12 protein-coding genes are annotated in these 16,909 nt (G+C 63.6%); 8 read left to right on the top strand and 4 right to left on the bottom strand.

What is annotated here, in order from left to right:
* Positions 1 to 92: 92 nt before the first annotated feature.
* The 4 genes from dxs to AB7M32_RS01195 form a co-directional block, all read right to left on the bottom strand.
* Positions 93 to 1,991, bottom strand: a complete 1,899-nt coding sequence (dxs, locus tag AB7M32_RS01210) for a 1-deoxy-D-xylulose-5-phosphate synthase (protein ID WP_454248876.1) — start codon at positions 1,989 to 1,991, stop codon at positions 93 to 95.
* A 115-nt stretch (positions 1,992 to 2,106) separates the two neighbouring features.
* A complete protein-coding gene (gene ispA, locus AB7M32_RS01205; protein WP_072410429.1) occupies positions 2,107 to 2,994 on the bottom strand; it encodes a (2E,6E)-farnesyl diphosphate synthase in 888 nt (295 codons plus the stop codon).
* On the bottom strand, positions 2,991 to 3,233 hold the full coding sequence (locus AB7M32_RS01200; RefSeq protein WP_003185917.1) for an exodeoxyribonuclease VII small subunit: 243 nt from the start codon (positions 3,231 to 3,233) through the stop codon (positions 2,991 to 2,993). The genes ispA and AB7M32_RS01200 overlap by 4 nt, the downstream gene beginning before the upstream one ends.
* A 230-nt stretch (positions 3,234 to 3,463) precedes the next feature.
* A complete protein-coding gene (locus tag AB7M32_RS01195; protein WP_454248875.1) occupies positions 3,464 to 4,600 on the bottom strand; it encodes a Fic family protein in 1,137 nt (378 codons plus the stop codon).
* A gap of 268 nt (positions 4,601 to 4,868) precedes the next feature.
* Here AB7M32_RS01195 and AB7M32_RS01190 point away from each other — a divergent pair, with 268 nt between their 5' ends.
* The 8 genes from AB7M32_RS01190 (at position 4,869) to AB7M32_RS01155 (ending at position 16,712) form a co-directional block, all read left to right on the top strand.
* Positions 4,869 to 5,657 (top strand): YfaP family protein, encoded by a 789-nt coding sequence (locus tag AB7M32_RS01190; RefSeq protein WP_454248874.1) that lies wholly within the window; start codon positions 4,869 to 4,871, stop codon positions 5,655 to 5,657.
* A gap of 35 nt (positions 5,658 to 5,692) precedes the next feature.
* Entirely contained in the window at positions 5,693 to 7,402 is a 1,710-nt protein-coding gene (locus tag AB7M32_RS01185; protein ID WP_454248873.1) for a DUF2138 domain-containing protein, read from the top strand.
* On the top strand, positions 7,387 to 8,046 hold the full coding sequence (locus tag AB7M32_RS01180) for a DUF1175 domain-containing protein (RefSeq protein WP_454248872.1): 660 nt from the start codon (positions 7,387 to 7,389) through the stop codon (positions 8,044 to 8,046). The genes AB7M32_RS01185 and AB7M32_RS01180 overlap by 16 nt, the downstream gene beginning before the upstream one ends.
* Positions 8,043 to 12,611: an alpha-2-macroglobulin family protein gene (locus tag AB7M32_RS01175; protein ID WP_454252085.1), complete on the top strand. Its 4,569-nt coding sequence runs from the start codon at positions 8,043 to 8,045 to the stop codon at positions 12,609 to 12,611. Before AB7M32_RS01180 ends, AB7M32_RS01175 begins: the two co-directional genes overlap by 4 nt.
* A 1-nt stretch (position 12,612) precedes the next feature.
* Positions 12,613 to 14,232, top strand: coding sequence for a DUF2300 domain-containing protein (locus AB7M32_RS01170; protein ID WP_454248871.1), 1,620 nt, complete (start codon positions 12,613 to 12,615; stop codon positions 14,230 to 14,232).
* 3 nt (positions 14,233 to 14,235) lie between these two features.
* A complete protein-coding gene (locus AB7M32_RS01165; RefSeq protein WP_454248870.1) occupies positions 14,236 to 15,069 on the top strand; it encodes a YfaP family protein in 834 nt (277 codons plus the stop codon).
* 340 nt (positions 15,070 to 15,409) lie between these two features.
* Positions 15,410 to 15,991, top strand: a complete 582-nt coding sequence (locus AB7M32_RS01160) for a YjfI family protein (protein ID WP_003205989.1) — start codon at positions 15,410 to 15,412, stop codon at positions 15,989 to 15,991.
* Positions 15,992 to 16,013: 22 nt separating this feature from the next.
* A complete protein-coding gene (locus AB7M32_RS01155) occupies positions 16,014 to 16,712 on the top strand; it encodes a PspA/IM30 family protein (RefSeq protein ID WP_003185899.1) in 699 nt (232 codons plus the stop codon).
* The last annotated feature ends 197 nt before the right edge of the window (positions 16,713 to 16,909 follow it).

Raw genomic sequence — 16,909 nt, 5'->3', positions numbered from 1 at the left:
CGCGATGGCGGAGGATCAGTCAGGTCATTCATTGCTGACACACCGCTATCGCGAGCAAGCTCGCTCCCACAGGGAGCTTGTGTTGGCTGAAGTTACAGGCCCAACAGCTGCAACCGCTGACGCACCGCGGCTTCGATCCCCGCCTCGTCCAGCCCGCATTCGGCGAGCATCTGCGCCGGCTTGGCGTGTTCGACGTAACTGTCCGGCAGGCCCAGGTGCAGCACCGACTTGAGGATGTTCTCCCGGGCCAGGAACTCGCTGACCGCCGCGCCGGCACCGCCCATGATGGCGTTTTCCTCGATGGTCACCAGCAGCTCATGGCTGCCGGCCATTTCGCGCACCAGGGCTTCGTCCAGGGGTTTGACGAAACGCATGTCCACCACGGTAGCATCCAAGGTATCGGCGACTTTCAAGGCTTCGGCCAGTTGCACGCCGAACACCAGCAGGGCAGTTTGCTTGCCCTGGCGACGGATCACGCCCTTGCCGATCTCGATGGGTTCGAGGTCGGTCGAGAGAGGCGCGTTCGGGCCGGTGCCACGAGGGTAGCGCACCGCCGCCGGGCCATTGAACAGGTGGCCGGTGGTGAGCATCTTGCGCAGTTCGTTTTCGTCGCTCGGGGTCATCACCAGCATGCCGGGGATGCAGCGCAGGAACGACAGGTCGAAGCTGCCAGCGTGGGTCGGGCCGTCCTCGCCTACCAGGCCGGCGCGGTCGATGGCGAACAGCACGTCGAGGTTCTGCACCGCCACGTCATGGATCAACTGGTCGTAGGCCCGTTGCAGGAAGGTCGAATAGATCGCCACCACCGGCTTGGCGCCTTCACAGGCCATGCCGGCGGCGAGGGTCACGGCGTGCTGCTCGGCAATCGCCACGTCGAAATAGCGCTGCGGGTAGCGTTCGCTGAACGCCACCAGATCCGAGCCTTCCTTCATCGCCGGGGTAATGCCCACCAGGCGTGGATCGGCGGCGGCCATGTCGCACAGCCATTGGCCGAAAACGCTGGAATACTTCGGTCCACTGGCCTTTTTCGGCGCGGCGGCCGGGGCGTCCAGGGGTTCGAGCTTGGTGATGGCGTGGTAGCCGATCGGGTCGACTTCCGCCGGGGCGAAGCCCTTGCCTTTCTTGGTGACCACGTGCAGGAACTGCGGCCCCTTGAGGTCACGCATGTTGCGCAGGGTGGCGATCAGGGTAGGCAGGTCGTGGCCGTCGATGGGGCCGATGTAGTTCCAGCCCAGCTCTTCGAACAGCGTGCCGGGCACCAGCATGCCCTTGGCGTATTCTTCGGTGCGGCGGGCGATTTCCCAGGCGCCGGGCAGGCGCGACAACACCTTCTTGCTGCCTTCGCGCATGCTGGCGTAGGTGCGGCTGGAGAGGATTTTCGCCAGGTAGTTGGACAACCCGCCGACATTGCGCGAGATCGACATGTCGTTGTCGTTGAGGATCACCAGCATGTTGGCGTTGACTTCCGGCGCATGGTTCAGCGCCTCGAAGGCCATGCCCGCGGTCAATGCGCCGTCGCCGATCACGGCAATGGCCTTGCGCTCACTGTTTTGCAGACGGGCGGCAATCGCCATGCCCAGGGCGGCGCTGATGGAGGTGCTGGAATGGCCGACGCCAAAGGTGTCGTATTCGCTCTCGGAACGGCGCGGGAAGGCGGCGATGCCGTCCTTCTGGCGCAGCGTGCCCATGCGCTCGCGACGATCGGTAAGGATCTTGTGCGGGTAGGCCTGGTGCCCCACGTCCCACACCAGCCGGTCGTCCGGGGTGTCGAACACGTAATGCAGCGCGATCGTCAGCTCGATGACGCCCAGGCCCGCCCCGAAGTGCCCACCGGTCTGGCCGACCGTGTAGAGCAGTTCCAGGCGCAACTCATCGGCCAGGGTTTCCAGCTCGGCTTCACCCAGGCGACGCAGGCCGTCCGGCGTGTTGGCGCGGTCCAGCAGGGGCGTGGTCGGGCGCTTGCGGGGAATCTCTTGAAACGTCGTGGGCATCAGGCGAATCGTTATAGGTATAGAAAGAGGCGGCAGTTTACCTTATGGATCGCAAGCTGCCCACGCGTAGGCCGGAACTTGGCCGATACGCACTTATGAATGGGTTGACCCTGTATCAGCTGCGTCGTTCGACGATATATCGCGCCAAGTCGCGCAACGGCTCGGCCGCCGCGTCAAAGGGTCGCAGCGCGGCCAAGGCCTGGTCGCGCAACTCCAGGGCATAGGCCTTGGCCGCGTCGAGGCCGAGCAAGGCCGGGTAGGTCGGCTTGTCCCGCGCGATATCGGCGCCCTGGCGTTTGCCGAGGGTCTGGGTATCGCTTTCCACGTCGAGGATGTCGTCCTGCACCTGGAACGCCAGGCCGATGGCCCGGGCGTAGACCTGCAAGGCCTGCAATTGCTCGGGAGTGGACCGACCGCTGGCCAGGGCGCCGAGGCGCACGCTCGCTTCGATCAAGGCGCCGGTCTTGTGCCGGTGCATGTATTCCAGGGCGCTCTGGTCCAGCTTCAGGCCCACTGAACCCAGGTCGATGGCCTGGCCGCCGACCATTCCGGCGGGGCCCGCCGCCAGCGCCAGGGCGCTGACCATGTCCAGGCGAATCTGCGCCGGGCAGTCGCTCAGGGCCGGGTCCAGCAGGGCGCTGAACGCCAGGCTCTGCAAGCCGTCGCCGGCCAGGATCGCGCAGGCTTCGTCGAATTGCTTGTGGGTGGTCGGCTGGCCGCGGCGCAGGTCATCATCGTCCATGGCTGGCAAGTCATCGTGCACCAGCGAATACGCGTGGATCAGTTCCACCGCGCAGGCCGCGCCGTTGGCCTGTTCGGCCTGGCCGCCCAAGGCTTCGCACGCGGCATAGGCCAACAGCGGCCGCACACGCTTGCCGCCGTTCATCACGCTGTAGCGCATGGCTTCGTACAGGCGCGCCAGTTCCGGGCTCGGGGCGCTGAACAGCGTATCCAGTGCAGCATTGACCCGGGCCTGGCTGCTGGCCTGATAGGCACCAATCATTCAGGTTGTTCCGCGTCGAAAGGCTCTTCGGTCAGCTCGCCGTCGCGCTCGAGCAACAATTGCACCTTCTGCTCGGCCTGGGCCAGCGCCGCCTGGCAGTCGCGAGTCAAGCCGATACCCTGCTCGAAGGCGGTCAGCGAGTCTTCCAGCGACAATTCGCCGTTCTCCAGCCGTTCGACCAGCGTTTGCAGGTCGGCCAGAGATTGTTCGAAATCCAGTGCAGCTTTTTTGCGGGCCATGGCGGCTATTCCGGTTGACTGTTAAACCGGCGCGACACTAGCAGACATGGGGGTTTGGGGCAAATCAGGGCAGGGGGATCGAAGCGGGACAGCGGGCTTGCACCGACCTGCTTTTGTGGCGAGGGAGCTTGCTCCCGCTGGGCTGCGAAGCAGCCCCCAACCTGCTGGGATCAAGTCGGATTGCGACTGCTGCGCAGTCGAGCGGGAGCAAGCTCCCTCGCCACGGGATTTCAGCCAACTGGATAACTGACCCGATACCGGGTACTGCGTCCACCGCCGGGCATTCGTTCCAGGCAGCCTTTCTCCAGCAGTTCGGCGAGATGGCGGGTCGCCGTCGCCTTGGAAACCTTCGCCACCGCTTGGTATTGGGCTGCGCTGATTCCGCCCTCGAAGCCTTTTTCACCGCCATCGAGCATTCGGTTGAGTACCTTGATCTGCTCAGGCGTAAGCGCGCTGTTGCGATGAGCTTGCCAGAATCTCGCTTTGCAAAACACGCTGTCGATCCGCTTCATCGCCTGCTGGAGGCTGCGCAACAGCGTCTGCAGAAACCAGGTCAGCCAGGCAGTGATATCCAGTGTGGCCTTCTGGCTGTTCTCCAGAATCCGGTAATAACCGGCGCGGTCGTCGAGGATGCTCACGGACATGGCGTAGAAACGGATTGCCTGGGCTTCGCCTTGGGCCAGTGCCAGGTCCGTCAGGGTGCGGGTCAGGCGGCCATTGCCATCGTCGAATGGATGCAGGGTGACGAACCAGAAATGAGCGATGCCAGCACGCAACAACGGATCGAGGTCGGCCTGATGACGACTGGTTTCGAACCAGTCGATGAACGTTTGCAATTGCTGTTCAAGACCCTGGCGAGGAGGCGCCTCGAAGTGAACGGTGGGGCGGACCAACCTGCCTGAGACTACTTGCATCGGTTCGTCACCGCGCAGCGTACCTACGCGGATCTGTCGGTGGGCAAAGTCGCTGGCTTGATCAGGAAACAACCACTCATGCCATTCCAGCAAGCGTTCGACAGTCAGGGGCTGGTTGAAATGCCGGGTCGCGTCCAGCAAGAGGTTCGCCAAACCTTCGCTGCGTTGGCTGACCGGCGTGTCGTCGCCTTGTTCCAGGCCGAGGCGGCGAGCCAGGGACGAGCGCACCGAGCCGACATTCAATTGCTCTCCTTCGATAGCCGACGAGGTCACGATGTTTTGCAGCAAGGCATCCAGTTCGCTCTGGGCGCTGAGCGAAGCCGTGACCGCGCCCGTCATGCCGAGCAACTGGCCTTGGGTCTGCACGCATTCGCGAAGCAGCGGTGCCAATGCTTCAGCTTGCCAGCGGAAGTCGGGCCAGTCGGGCTGTTGCCAGATCCAATGGGGTGCCATGCGCCTGTCCAAATATGAATGAGCCGAATAATAGTCTTATTCGGCTCATTTCGTGAGCCGAATAAGACTATTATTCGGCTCACCCACCTCCCAGTACGTGATTTCCCACACATAATCGCGTGTTCCCCGATTGTGGAAAATCCGCCGAATAGCTAATCTTCGCGCCATCTACGGCCCCTTGTGACGGGGCCTCCAGACGAAACCCGAATAATGACAAGCAGCGCCGAGGAAGGGCGCCGGGTTGCGTCGTGCATGGCAGGAGGCATACGTGCGTTTTCTTTCTTTATTGATCGTGTTGCTCGGTGCGCCGTTGGCGTGGGCCGAGCCTTCGGCCGAGCTGTCGGAGCCGGTCGGGGGCTGGCGCTACAGCGGCTTGCTCGATCGTACGGAAAACCCGCAGGTCGCCTATCCCACCCCGCCCATCGACCGGGGCGTGCAGCGCAACCGCACGATGATCGAGGGCCGGATCAAGGACATGGGCACGGCTCGCCAGCCCCATAGCCTGGCGGTCAACGGCAATCCACTGAATCTCTATACCGACGACGAGGGCCGTTTCGCCCGGCCGTATGCGTTCGGCGCCGGTTCCAACAGCGTCGAGGTGCGCAGCTCCGAAGGCCGCTCCCTCAAGCGCGTGCAATTCTATGAAGCCAACAACTTGCGCACCCCGGCACAGATCCGCGTGGTGCTGGGCTGGGACGACCCCCAGGCCGAACTCGATCTGCATATCGTCACACCCGACGGCCAACATGCGTTCTTCGGCCGGCCGGCGCTGAGCAACGGCGGGGGGCTCGACCCAGATGGCGTCGACGGCCCCGGCCCTGAAATGTTCACCATGACCGCGCCGATGCACGGCACCTACCTGGTCTATGTGAATTATTGGGGCAACTACGGCAGCGGCGGCTACAACTTTGATGAGGCCAGCAACCAGAACGAGGTGATCACCTCGCAGATCAACCTGGTGCTCAACGAAAACACCGTCGATGAAAAACGCGAGACCTTTGTCGTGCCCCTGCGCGCCATTGGCGATCTGTTGCTGGTCAAGACTTTCAACTACTAAGTATCCGCTCCACGGATGAACAGGCCCTTGTGAATATGAGCGACAACACTGCTTCCCCGACCACGCCGACCCCTGCCGCCAAACCTGTGCGCCGCTGGCCGGCGATACTGATCGGGCTGTGCCTGGTAGCGGGTGTGGCCGCCGGGTTGGGCTGGTTCATGACCAAGCCCAAGGCGCCGCCCATGGAGTTGGCGTTGGAAAAACTCGGCTTGAGCCGCCCCGACGGCTTGCTCGAGGCGCATTCCCTGAGCCAGTTGCCCAAGGACCTGTTGGCGGTGCCGTTCCTCAAGGCCACGCTCACCGAGGACTTTGTCTTCTATTACGAGGCCCATGCCGATCGCCTTGGGCTGATCGGCAGCCTGCGCCGGATCATCTACGAGCATGACCTCAAGCTGCAGGACAGCCTGATCGAAGAGCTTTTCGACCAGCCGGCCGATGTCGCGTTGTGGCGCGGCGCGGACGGTCGCCTCAAGGATTTCCTGTTGGTGATGGATCGCGGTGGCCTGGCGAAGGTGCTGGAGCCGTTGGCGAAAGTCGCACTGGATGACGCGCAACTGAGCAAGCTCAGCGACCTGAAGGTCGGCGGTGACGACGTTGCGCTCTACCAACTCAGCTACAACGCCAGCAAATCCCTGCTCTTCGCCTCCCATGGCGACAAGCTGGTGGTGCTGTCCAACCCGACCAAACTGTACGACCCGGCCAGCGGCTCCGCGGTTGAACCCGGCAGTGTTTCGACCACAGCCCTGGCCGCCTTGCTCAACGGCGACAAACTGTTCCCCGAAGCCTTCGGCCTGCCGCCCAAGGCGCCGGAGGTCAAGCAACGCATCTCGATCAACGCCAGCGTGCTCGCCATGGGCTACCAGCGGTTCATCCCGAATTTCGCTGGTTTGCGTTTCGACATGGACGACAAAGGCTGGCACAGCTTCCTGGCCATGGACGAGCTGGAAAACCAGCCGGACTTCGACTTCAAGCCAATCTGGCAAGCCATGCCCATGGGCGCCAGCGCCTGCGTGGCCTTGCCCCTGGCCGCCGAGCAACAGAAACCGTTGCTGGTCAAACTCGGCGCCGACGAGAAAGCCGCCCAGGCCATGGTCGACCATGTGGCCGGCGCCGCAGGCCTGTGCTGGTACGCCGATTCGCGCCTGTACACGCCGCTGTTGGTGGCGAGCCTGAATGAGGACGATGGCAAGCTCGATGCCGACCTGGGCAACCTGTTCGGTTCGATGGTCGGCGCCTACGAAAACAATGTCGCCGAACATGCCTTCCCGGTCGTCGAGAAACAACAAGACTCGACGCACCAGTGGCTGCGTCAGGTCAGCTCCAATTTCGGCCCTTACCTGGCCAAGGAAGCGGAGCAGCCCGAGGCGATTACCGGCAAGGCGTTCCTGCGGGTCAGCCTGGCACGCCACGGTTCGACCTTGCTGTTCTCCCTCGATGACAAACTCGTGGACAAGGCCCTCGGCACCCTCGACAAACGCTTCCCGCCCATGGCCGACGTCGTGCCCAAGGACCTGCTGATGCCGGTCTACTTCGGCCCGGATTCCATGGCGCAACTGATGCAGCGTGAAACCCTCGACAGCTTGCCCCAGGACATGGAACCGGTGTTCTACAACGCCGCGCAAACCTACCTGATCCCGAAACTGCGCACCCTCGGCGGCTACGGCAAATACGCGCTGACCTTGCCTGCCGGCAGCGAACCGGATGGTCACTGGCAGTGGCTGCCACTGGAATGGAAAGCGCTGTGACAGCACGGATCCGCAACCCCGCGTTGACCTTGCTGCTGGCGTTGCTGCTCGGCGGGCCGGCGCTTGCCGTCGAGGCGCCGGCACTGGATGTGCAGCAATCCCAGGTCTTTCGCGCCTGGTTCGTGCGCATTGCCCAGGAACAATTGACCAGAGGCCCGAGCCCGCGCTGGTATCAGCAGGACTGCGCCGGGCTGGTGCGCTTCGCCGCCAACGAAGCGCTCAAGGTCCACGATGAAAAATGGCTGCGCAGCAATGGCCTGTCCAATCGCTACCTGCCGCCGGAACTGCCGCTCAGCGATGCGCAACGGCGCCTCGCCCAGCAATGGCAGCAGGGCGGCGGCAAGGTCGGGCCCTACGTCAACGCCATCAAGCTGATTCAGTTCAACAGTCGCCTGGTGGGCCGCGATGTCGCCCAGGCCCGGCCCGGCGACCTGATGTTCTTCGACCAGGGCGACGACCAGCACCTGATGATCTGGATGGGCCGCTACATCGCCTATCACACCGGCACCACAACCCCTACCGACAACGGCATGCGCTCCGCAAGCCTGCAACAACTCATGAACTGGAAGGACACCCGATGGATACCCGACGCAGCCAACCCCAACTTCATCGGCGTCTATCGACTCAACTTTCTCTCCCAATGACCGGTGCCCGCATGCTGCGCTTGTGTTCAAAATTGCCCCTGCTGTTCGCCCTGTTGCTGGCACCTGTCGTGAATGCCGAAGACACGGTGGAGCCCAGCGGCTACACGCCGGTGGCCGGTGAAAGCTTCTTCCTGCTGGCCGACAGCAGCTTTGCCAGCGACGAACAGGCCATGGTTCGCCTCGAAGCGCCGGGCCGCGACTACCGTCGGTTCCGCATGGAGCCCTACGGCGGTGCCGACATCCGCGTCTATCGCATCGACAAGCCGCTGGATTTCCTCAAGCGCCAGAAGAACCTGCACCGCGTGGTCAGCGACGGCCAGTTCAAGGGCGAAGGCCTGTCGAACACCCTCGCGTACCTGTGGGACAACTGGTACCGCAAGTCCCGTCGGGTGATGCAGCGGGCGTTCTCCTACGAGTCCCGCCAGCAAGTCACCGAAGAAGTGCCGGAATTGAAGATTGGCGACGCCCTGGTCGCGCCGACGCCGTATGAAGCACCGGCACAATTCGCCTTGATCCCGGGCTTGCCGGTGGTCAGCCAGTTCCGTTATCCGCTGTGGCAGGCCAAGCCGATCCAGCCGCCAGCCGGGGTCAACCTGGCCGGTTCCTCCAGTGAGTTCGTCAGCGTCGCGCCGGGCAACGTCTACGTGCCGCTGGGTCAGTTGAAACCGGGCCTGTACCTAGTGGAAGCGCTGATTGGTAAGTACCGCGCGACCACCATGGTCTTCGTTTCCAACACCGTGGCCGTGAGCAAGATTGCCGGCGACGAGCTGCTGGTCTGGGCCGCACGCAAGCATGAAGGGCGTTCGGTGCCCAAGGTCAATGTGCTGTGGACCGACGGCCTGGGTGTGATGAGCAGCGGTGCCACCGATGAAGACGGCCTGCTGCGCCTCAAGCACGTCAGCCCGGAACGCTCGTTCGTCATCGGTGAAGACGAGGAGGGCGGGGTATTCGTCTCGGAAAACTTCTACTACGACAGCGAAATCTACGACACCAAGCTCTATGCTTTCACCGACCGGCCGCTGTACCGGCCGGGGGATTGGGTGTCGCTGAAAATCGTTGGCCGTGAGTTCAAGAATGCCCGTGATTCGGTACAGCCGACCGCCGCCGACGTGAATGTCAGCGTGCTGGACGCCACCGGCACCGCCCTGCAAACCCTGGCCCTGAAGCTGGACTCCAAGGCCGGCACCCAAGGCCGTTTCCAACTGCCGGAAAACGCCGTGGCCGGCGGTTATGAACTGCGCTTCAGCTACAAGGACCAGCTCTACAGCAGCGCCTTCCGTGTGGCCGAATACATCAAGCCGCACTTCGAGATCGCCCTGAACCTGGCCAAGCAGGATTACCGTACTGGCGAGCCGGTCAAGGGTAACCTCGTGTTGCTGTACCCGGACGGCAAGCCCGTGGTGAATGCCAAGGTGAGCCTGAGCCTGCGGGCCCAGCAACTGTCGATGGTGGATAACGAGCTGCAATACCTGGGGCAATTCCCGGTGGAACTGACCAGCAGCGAAGTGACCACCGACGCCAAGGGCAACGCGACCCTCGACCTGCCGGCCGCCGACAAGCCGAGCCGCTACACCCTCACCGTGTTCGCCAGCGATGGTGCGGCGTATCGGGTCAAGACCACCAAGGAAATCCTCATCGACCGTGGCGCGGCGAATTTCCGCCTGAGCGCTCCCCAGCGCTTCAGCGCCGTCGGCCAGAAAGTGGCGTTCAGCTACGCCAACGAAGGCGGCAACGAGCAAGCCAAGGCCGTGACGCCGGGCAGCTACGCCTGGGTGCGCCTGGAAGACCAGACCACCGGCGAAGGCAAGCTGGCAGCCAAGGACAAGGGCTTCAACCTGACCTTCGAGCGCCCGGGCACCTACAACCTGACGCTCAAGGACGACCATGGCCGGGTCATCGGCGCCGCCGCCCATGCGGTGACCGGTGAAGGCATCAAGGCCGTGCCGGGCACAGTCGAGATCGTCTTCGACAAACCTGAATACAAGACCGGTGACGAAGCGCTGGCGCTGATCACCTTCCCGGAACCGGTCAGCGATGCGTTGCTGTCGCTGGAGCGGGACAAGGTCGAGGCCACGGCGCTGCTGTCCAAGGGCGGCGACTGGCTGAAGATGGAAAAACTCAGCGACACCCAATACCGCGCGCGCATTGCGGTGAAGGACGCGTTCGCGCCGAACCTGACCTTCTCGGTGCTCTACACCAAGGGCGGCCAGTACAGCTTCCAGAACGCCGGCATCAAGGTGGTCACGCCGCAGATCGACGTTGCCGTCGTCACCGACAAGGCGACTTACCGCCCCGGCGACACGGTGACCGTGGACCTGAGCACCCAGTTCGCCGGCAAGGCGATCCCGGCGCACCTGACGGTCAGCGTGGTGGACGAAATGGTCTATGCCCTGCAACCGGAAGTCGCGCCGACCATCGACCAGTTCTTCTATCACCCGCGCCGTAACAACGTGCGCACCAGTGCCAGCCTGTCGTTCATCAGCTACGACGTGGCGCTGCCTGGCAGCCCCGGCGCGCCGGGCAAGGCCAACCGCAGCGAACGTGGGGTCAAGGTGCTGGAGCGGCCGCGGCGTGAAGACGTCGACACCGCCGCGTGGCAGCCCGAGCTGGTCACCGACGCCAGCGGCAAGGCCCGCTTCACTTTCAAGATGCCGGACTCCCTGACCCGCTGGCGCATCACGGCCAAGGCGATCGCGGACGACGGCCAGGTGGGGCAGAAGAAGCAGTTCATCGCCTCGGAAAAACCGCTGTACCTGAAGTGGAGCGGCCCGACCCGTTTCCGCACGGGCGACAAGCCGCAACTGGGCCTGTTCGCGTTCAGCCAATCGGAAAAACCGCTGAAGACCGAACTACTGATCCGTTACGCCGGCGCGGAACAGCGTGTGGCGGCGGAGCTGAAAAACGGCATCAACTACGTGGCGCTGCCGGCCATGGAACTGAGCAGTGGCGACTTGAGCGTGCAGTTGCAGTTGAACGGCGAAACCCAGGACGCCCTGGCCATGCACCTGAACGCCAGTGGCAACGGCTGGCAAGTCACCCAGAGCCAGCGCGTTGACGTGGCGGGCGCCGACACCCCGCTGACCCTGCCGGCCGACGCCAGCGATATTCGCCTGCGTCTGGATGACAGCCCGCAAGCGTTGTTCCGTTCAGCCCTGGACGACCTGCTGAGCTACCCGTACGGAGGCGTCGAGCAGACCGCCAGCCGTCTGTTGCCGTTGAGCATCGCCTATCCGACCCTGGCGTCGAATCCGCAGATCCGCGACCGTTTGCGGTTGATCATGCAAAACAGCCGCTTGCGCCTGGTGCAGATGGCCGGACCGTCGGCGAGCTTCACCTGGTGGGGCCAGGACGGTGAGCCGGACGCCTTCCTCACCGCCTATGCCTATTACGCCGACTGGCACGCCAGCCAGGCCCTGGACCTGAGCCTGCCGCCGGAACACTGGCAGCGGGTGCTGGAGGTCTATGCCAAGCAGGCCGGTGATACGCCGCTGCTGCAACGGGCGTTGATCCTGTCGTTCGCCAAGCAGATGCAACTGCCGGTGAACACCTTGCTCAGCGGCCTGATGGACGATCTGGCGAAGGCCAGTGAAGACAGCACCGAGAGCGTACTGGACAGCGGTGAAGACAGCCTGGTCATGTACGCGCCGGATTCGGCCCTTGGCTTGGCCAGCGCCCGTGTCCTGACCGCGTCCCTGGCGAAACAGGCGAAGGTGCCGTTGCCGGCGGCCTTCAGTCGTCAAGCGGATGCGGCGCAGCAGCAACTGGAACTCAGTTCTCAACCGTTCGTCGAGGCCCTGGTGTTGTCGTTGCAGAGCTTCGATCAGGCCCGCGCCACCGCGCTGCTGGAACGGGTGTTGCCGCAGCAGTCCACCCTGGAACGGGCCCTGGCCCTGACCTGGTTGCAGCGCAGCATCGAACAGGCAGCGCCGGCCGTGGCCTTGGCACCGGGCGAAGGCTGGGCAGCCAAGCAGGGCGCGACCGGTGAAACCTACTGGCAGTGGCAGGGCGCGCAGCTTCCAACGACACTGACCCTGACCGGTGCCCAGGAGCGCCCATTGCAAGCGGCACTGAGCTTCCAGAGCCAGCAACCGCCGATAGCGCCAATGGCGGTGTCCATCACCCGGCGTCTGTCGCGTCTGGTGCCGGGGGACGAGGCCTTCACCTTCAAGCTCGAAGCCGTGGGCAACAAACCGTTGTCCAGTGACAGCCTCTACCTGGATGAAGTGATCATCAACAGCAAGGCCTCGACGCCACTGCGCTACGGCATGCTCGAAGTGCCCTTGCCGCCGGGCGCCGATGTGGAGCGCACCACGTGGGGCATCCAGTTGATGGGCAAGGCCGACAGCGAACCGACGTCCCTGGAAAAAGCCCGCTTCGAGCCCGGCCAGATGGCGTATGCGGTACCGGTGGACGCCCTCAGTGGCGAGCTGCGCCTGCGGCACTTGGTGCGCTTCTCCCAGAAGGGCCAGTTCACCTTGCCGCCGGTGCGCTTCACCCAGGTCTACGCGCCCCAGAATCAGGCTCGTGAACAGAAACCGGCGCTTGGTCAGGTCACGGTCAACTGACATGCGCAGGCGGTGGGTTGGGTGGTTGTTGTGCTTGATCCCTGCGCTGGCAACGGCGCAGGACGAGCCGTTGCGCCTGGCCTTCGACGGTCAATTGCTGCGAGTGAGCCAGGCCCAGGTGTTGGATCGCCAGCCGTTGCCCGCTTCCTTGCAGGCGCCACTGGGCAGTCTGTGGAAACTGTTTGTCTACGCCTGGTTGGTGGACACCGACGCTCGCGAGCCGGTCTATGAGTGCCGCGGCGAGTCGAAGGAAGAGGTCTATTGCTGCAATGCCGGGCAGAGCATCAGTCGCGATCAGGCGCTGGTGAAGTCCTGTGGCTTGTATTTCGAGCCGCAGCGGCTCGGGCTGTCGGCTTCGAACTGGCGCGATTACTGGCAGGCCCGCCAGGCGCCGGCCTGGTTGTTGGACCTGCCGGCCTTGCAGCCCCAGACGCAGGTGCCGGTCGCGGAACTGCTCAAGGCCCTGGCCATGCTGCCGGCCCAGGAACAAGCCCGTCGGGTGCTGCTGGATGTGGTGCTCGGCGCAGCGGACGGGCGGTTGGTCGGCGAGTTGGGCAGTCGCCTGCGGGTCAAGACCTGGAGCTGGCTGGGTGACCAGGGGCCTTCCTCCCGACAAGGCGGTTTCGCCGGTTGGCTGGCCGACGGCACCCCGGTGTGGGCCGGGGGCCGTGGCACCAGCCAGCAAGTCCTGAAGGTCTACGGCGAAGGTTTGGCGGCGGCATTGCCGTCGCGCTGGCCGGCGGAAACCGGGCGTTGCGTGGAAGTCGGCCTGTTTGCCCGCTATCCCTGGCAGCGGGTGATGGCCGGTGACCGGCCTGCCGTGCCGGGTCAATTGCGCGGTGATTACCGCGTCGAATTCACCAACGGCAACCAATTGGACATCCACAGCGATGGCGAGCTGTTCCTGATGCCCGGCAAGCTGGTGGCGCGCCTGGACCGGGAGGAATACGTCGCCCGGGTCCTACAGCGCGAAGCCAAGGCCGAGCCCGCCGAAGCCGCCAAGGCACTGGCCGTCGCGATCCGCACCTATCTGCTGCAGAACGCCCAACGCAACGGTGATTGCTTGAGCATCGACGACAGCAGCCATCGCCAGCGCGTCGCGCCACGCCCAGCGGCGCCTGAAACCCGCGCCATTGCGGCCTGGACCAGCGACCTGGTCCTGGCCGGCACCGACGTCACCTACCACTCCGACCAGCCCGGCCCGGACAAACTGTCCTGGGCGCAAGCCGTAGAACAAGCCAACGCCGGCCAACGCTACGACGCCATCCTGCTGCACGCCTACCCGCGTGCCAGCCTCAGCCGCTGGGACAATCCGGTGGCGTCCTGCGAGGCGCTGCCTGCGGCCCAGGACTGGCTGCTCAAGCAGCGCCGGGGCTGGCGTGAGCGGCTGGAAGGTGAAGTGGGCTACAACGAAATCAGTTCTTTCGCCGTCTGCCGCGTCGCCTTTGGCCGGCCTTACGTCGACCGCGAGCGCCAGCGCATCTATGTGCGCGGCGTGCTGTCGCTGCAGGACCGCCTCGACCTGACCCATGAATATCTGCACCTGGCCTTCGAAGCTCACCCCAACGGCCAGGACGAAACCTATATCGAAGGGCTTGCCCGTCACCTCTTGCTGGAATAGACCATGACACTCCGTTATCCACAGGTCTTGCTGTTGCTCTGCGCCCTGACCGCGTTGCCACCGGCCATGGCCGCTGACGCCATCAAGCTCGACAGCCCCATTGGCGGCTGGCGCAGCGGGGCGCCGGGCGGTGAAGGCGAAAGCTTCAGCCAGACCGTCAACTACCCGGCCTCGTCGGTCAACACGCCTCCAGGCCAGGCCAACACCGCCCGCATTACCGGGCAGATCAAAAGCGCGCCCAAGGACAGCAACGCGCCGGGCCAGTTGATCGTCAACGGCGTCAGCCTGCCGCTGAAGCTGGATGAGGAAGGTCGCTTCGACCGGCCATTCTCGTTCCCCAACGGCAGCAACAGCGTGGAAGTGCGTAGCCCCGACGGCCAGCAACGCCACCGCACGCAATTTCTCAACACCAGTGGCGGCGCCACACCGGCCAAGCTGCGGGTGTTGCTGACTTGGGACAGTGACGGCACTGACTTGGACTTGCACCTGGTCACCCCCGACGGTGCGCACATCTGGTACGGCGACCGTGCCGTCGCCAACGGCGCCGCCCTCGACGTCGACGTCACCACCGGCTACGGCCCGGAAATCTTCGCCATGCCCGCGCCGATCAAAGGCCAGTACCTGGTGTATGTGAACTACTACGGCGGCGGTTATCGCAGTGAAGAGGACGGCGAAGAGGGTGAGGGCGGTGAAGAGCAGGCGCAACAAGCCCTGACCACCGCACAGGTCACCGTGATCACGGAAGAGGGCACGCCGAACGAGAAAATGGAAACCTTCGTCGTGCCGATGCGGGCGGTGGGCGAGCTGACGTTGGTCAAGAGCTTTAGCTATCCGTAAGCCGCCACCGACCAGTGGGTGAGTTTTACCTGTGGGAGCGAGCTTGCTCGCGATGGCGTCGGTAAATCTAGCCTCTCTGCAAACTGATAGACCGCTATCGCGAGCAAGCTCGCTCCCACAGGGTTTTCTGTCGTTTGTGACAAATAAAAATCTCACGCGTGAGCTATTGTGGGCTTTCGAAACTACCTGTAGTGTTTCTCACGCGTGAGTTTTTCACAGTGGGGTCAGTACCATGCCAACCAGCGCTCAATCAGATCCGCCTGACGGGTCTGTGACCGATTCAGCGAGCCGCACGGGAGAGCGCGCCAAACCCTCCGCGAAAAAACCGTCGAGCTTCTACATGAAGCAGATGCGTGCGGGCTTGAGTGCCGCCGGGTATGTGAAACACGAGACTTGGGTGCTTCCCGAAAACCGAAGCCTGCTCAAGCAAATGGAGAAACAGCTACGCCAACCGATTCTGGCTGGCTCATTCATGTCGGAGGATTACATGAGCGCAGGTAATAACTGGAACATCGATCGCCTCTACAGCGCCCTTCAGGCCCTGGACGAAGTGGTCGCGAACGACATCACCCTCTCCCTCGTCCAAGGCTCCGAGTCCAGCATCAAGCTGGAAATGAATGACTTCGGTGGCTTGCCGATCTACATCGCCGTGGTTGGCGACCAGATCATCGTCGATACCGTCCTGGTGGACGTCGAGTCGATCAGCGACGTGGCGGCCTTCAACGACGCCGTGCTGCGCAGCCGGGAAATGTTCCCGCTGTCGTCCATCGGCATCGAGACCATGCCCAACGGACAGGTCGTCTACAACATGTTCGGCGCGCTGAGCTCCGACTCCAGCCTGACCAACGTCGTCACCGAGGTGAAAACCCTCGTCGACAACGTCCAGCGCGCCAGCGAAGCGTTCGAACGCTTCTTCATCTAATTCGCCGAATAGGAACCATCCAATGACTCAGTCCATCTGGAGCAAGTTGTTCACCGCACTGCGTGGCGGTGCCAACGAAGTCGGTGAATCGATCGTCGACCAACAGGCCCTGCGCATCCTCGACCAGGAAATCCGTGATGCCGACAGCGCGCTGGCCAATGCCAAGCGTGAGCTGGTCACCATCATGGCCAAGCACAAGCTGGCGACCGATCGCGTCGGCGAATACAACGCCAAGATCAAGGACCTGGAAGCCAAGGCCCTGGCCGCGATCCAGGCCAACCGCGAAGACCTGGCGCTGGAAGTGGCTGAAGCCATTTCGACCCTGACCAACGAACTGGACGCCGAGCAAAAGCACGCGACCGAATTCGGCGGTTATGCGGACAACATGCGCAAGGACATCACCAAGGCCGAAAGCCGCATCAAGAGCCTGCGTCAGCAAGTGGACATGGCCAAGGCCCGCGAAAGCGTGCAGAAGGCCCAGGTCAGTGCCTCGATCGCCAGCGGCGGCGCCAATGGCAAGTTGGAAACCGCCGTCGGTACGCTCAACCGCCTGCAGGCCAAGCAACAGCAACGCGCTGCTGAACTGCAGGCCCAGGATGAACTGGCCGAAGCTTCGACCGGCTCCGACCTGGAACGCAAGCTGCGCGATGCCGGCATCACGCCGAACGAAGGCAGCGCCAATGCAATCCTGGAGCGCCTGAAGAAAAAATCGGCTGAGTGATCTGTTCGGGCTGAACAATCAAGGCACGTCGAGCACAAAACCTGTGGCGAGGGAGCTTGCTCCCGCTGGACTGCGCAGCAGTCCCATTCCTTGGGGCCGCTTCGCACCCCAGCGGGAGCAAGCTCCCTCGCCACAATAGTGTCCGGCGCTCCTGGATTTAATTGTGACGCAGGTACTTTTATCCAAGCGCCGCAACA

It is taken from the genome of Pseudomonas sp. R151218B TE3479, from assembly GCF_053629195.1.
The sequence above is the reverse complement of the archived record's forward strand: the minus strand, read 5'-3'. Positions and strand labels throughout refer to the sequence as shown.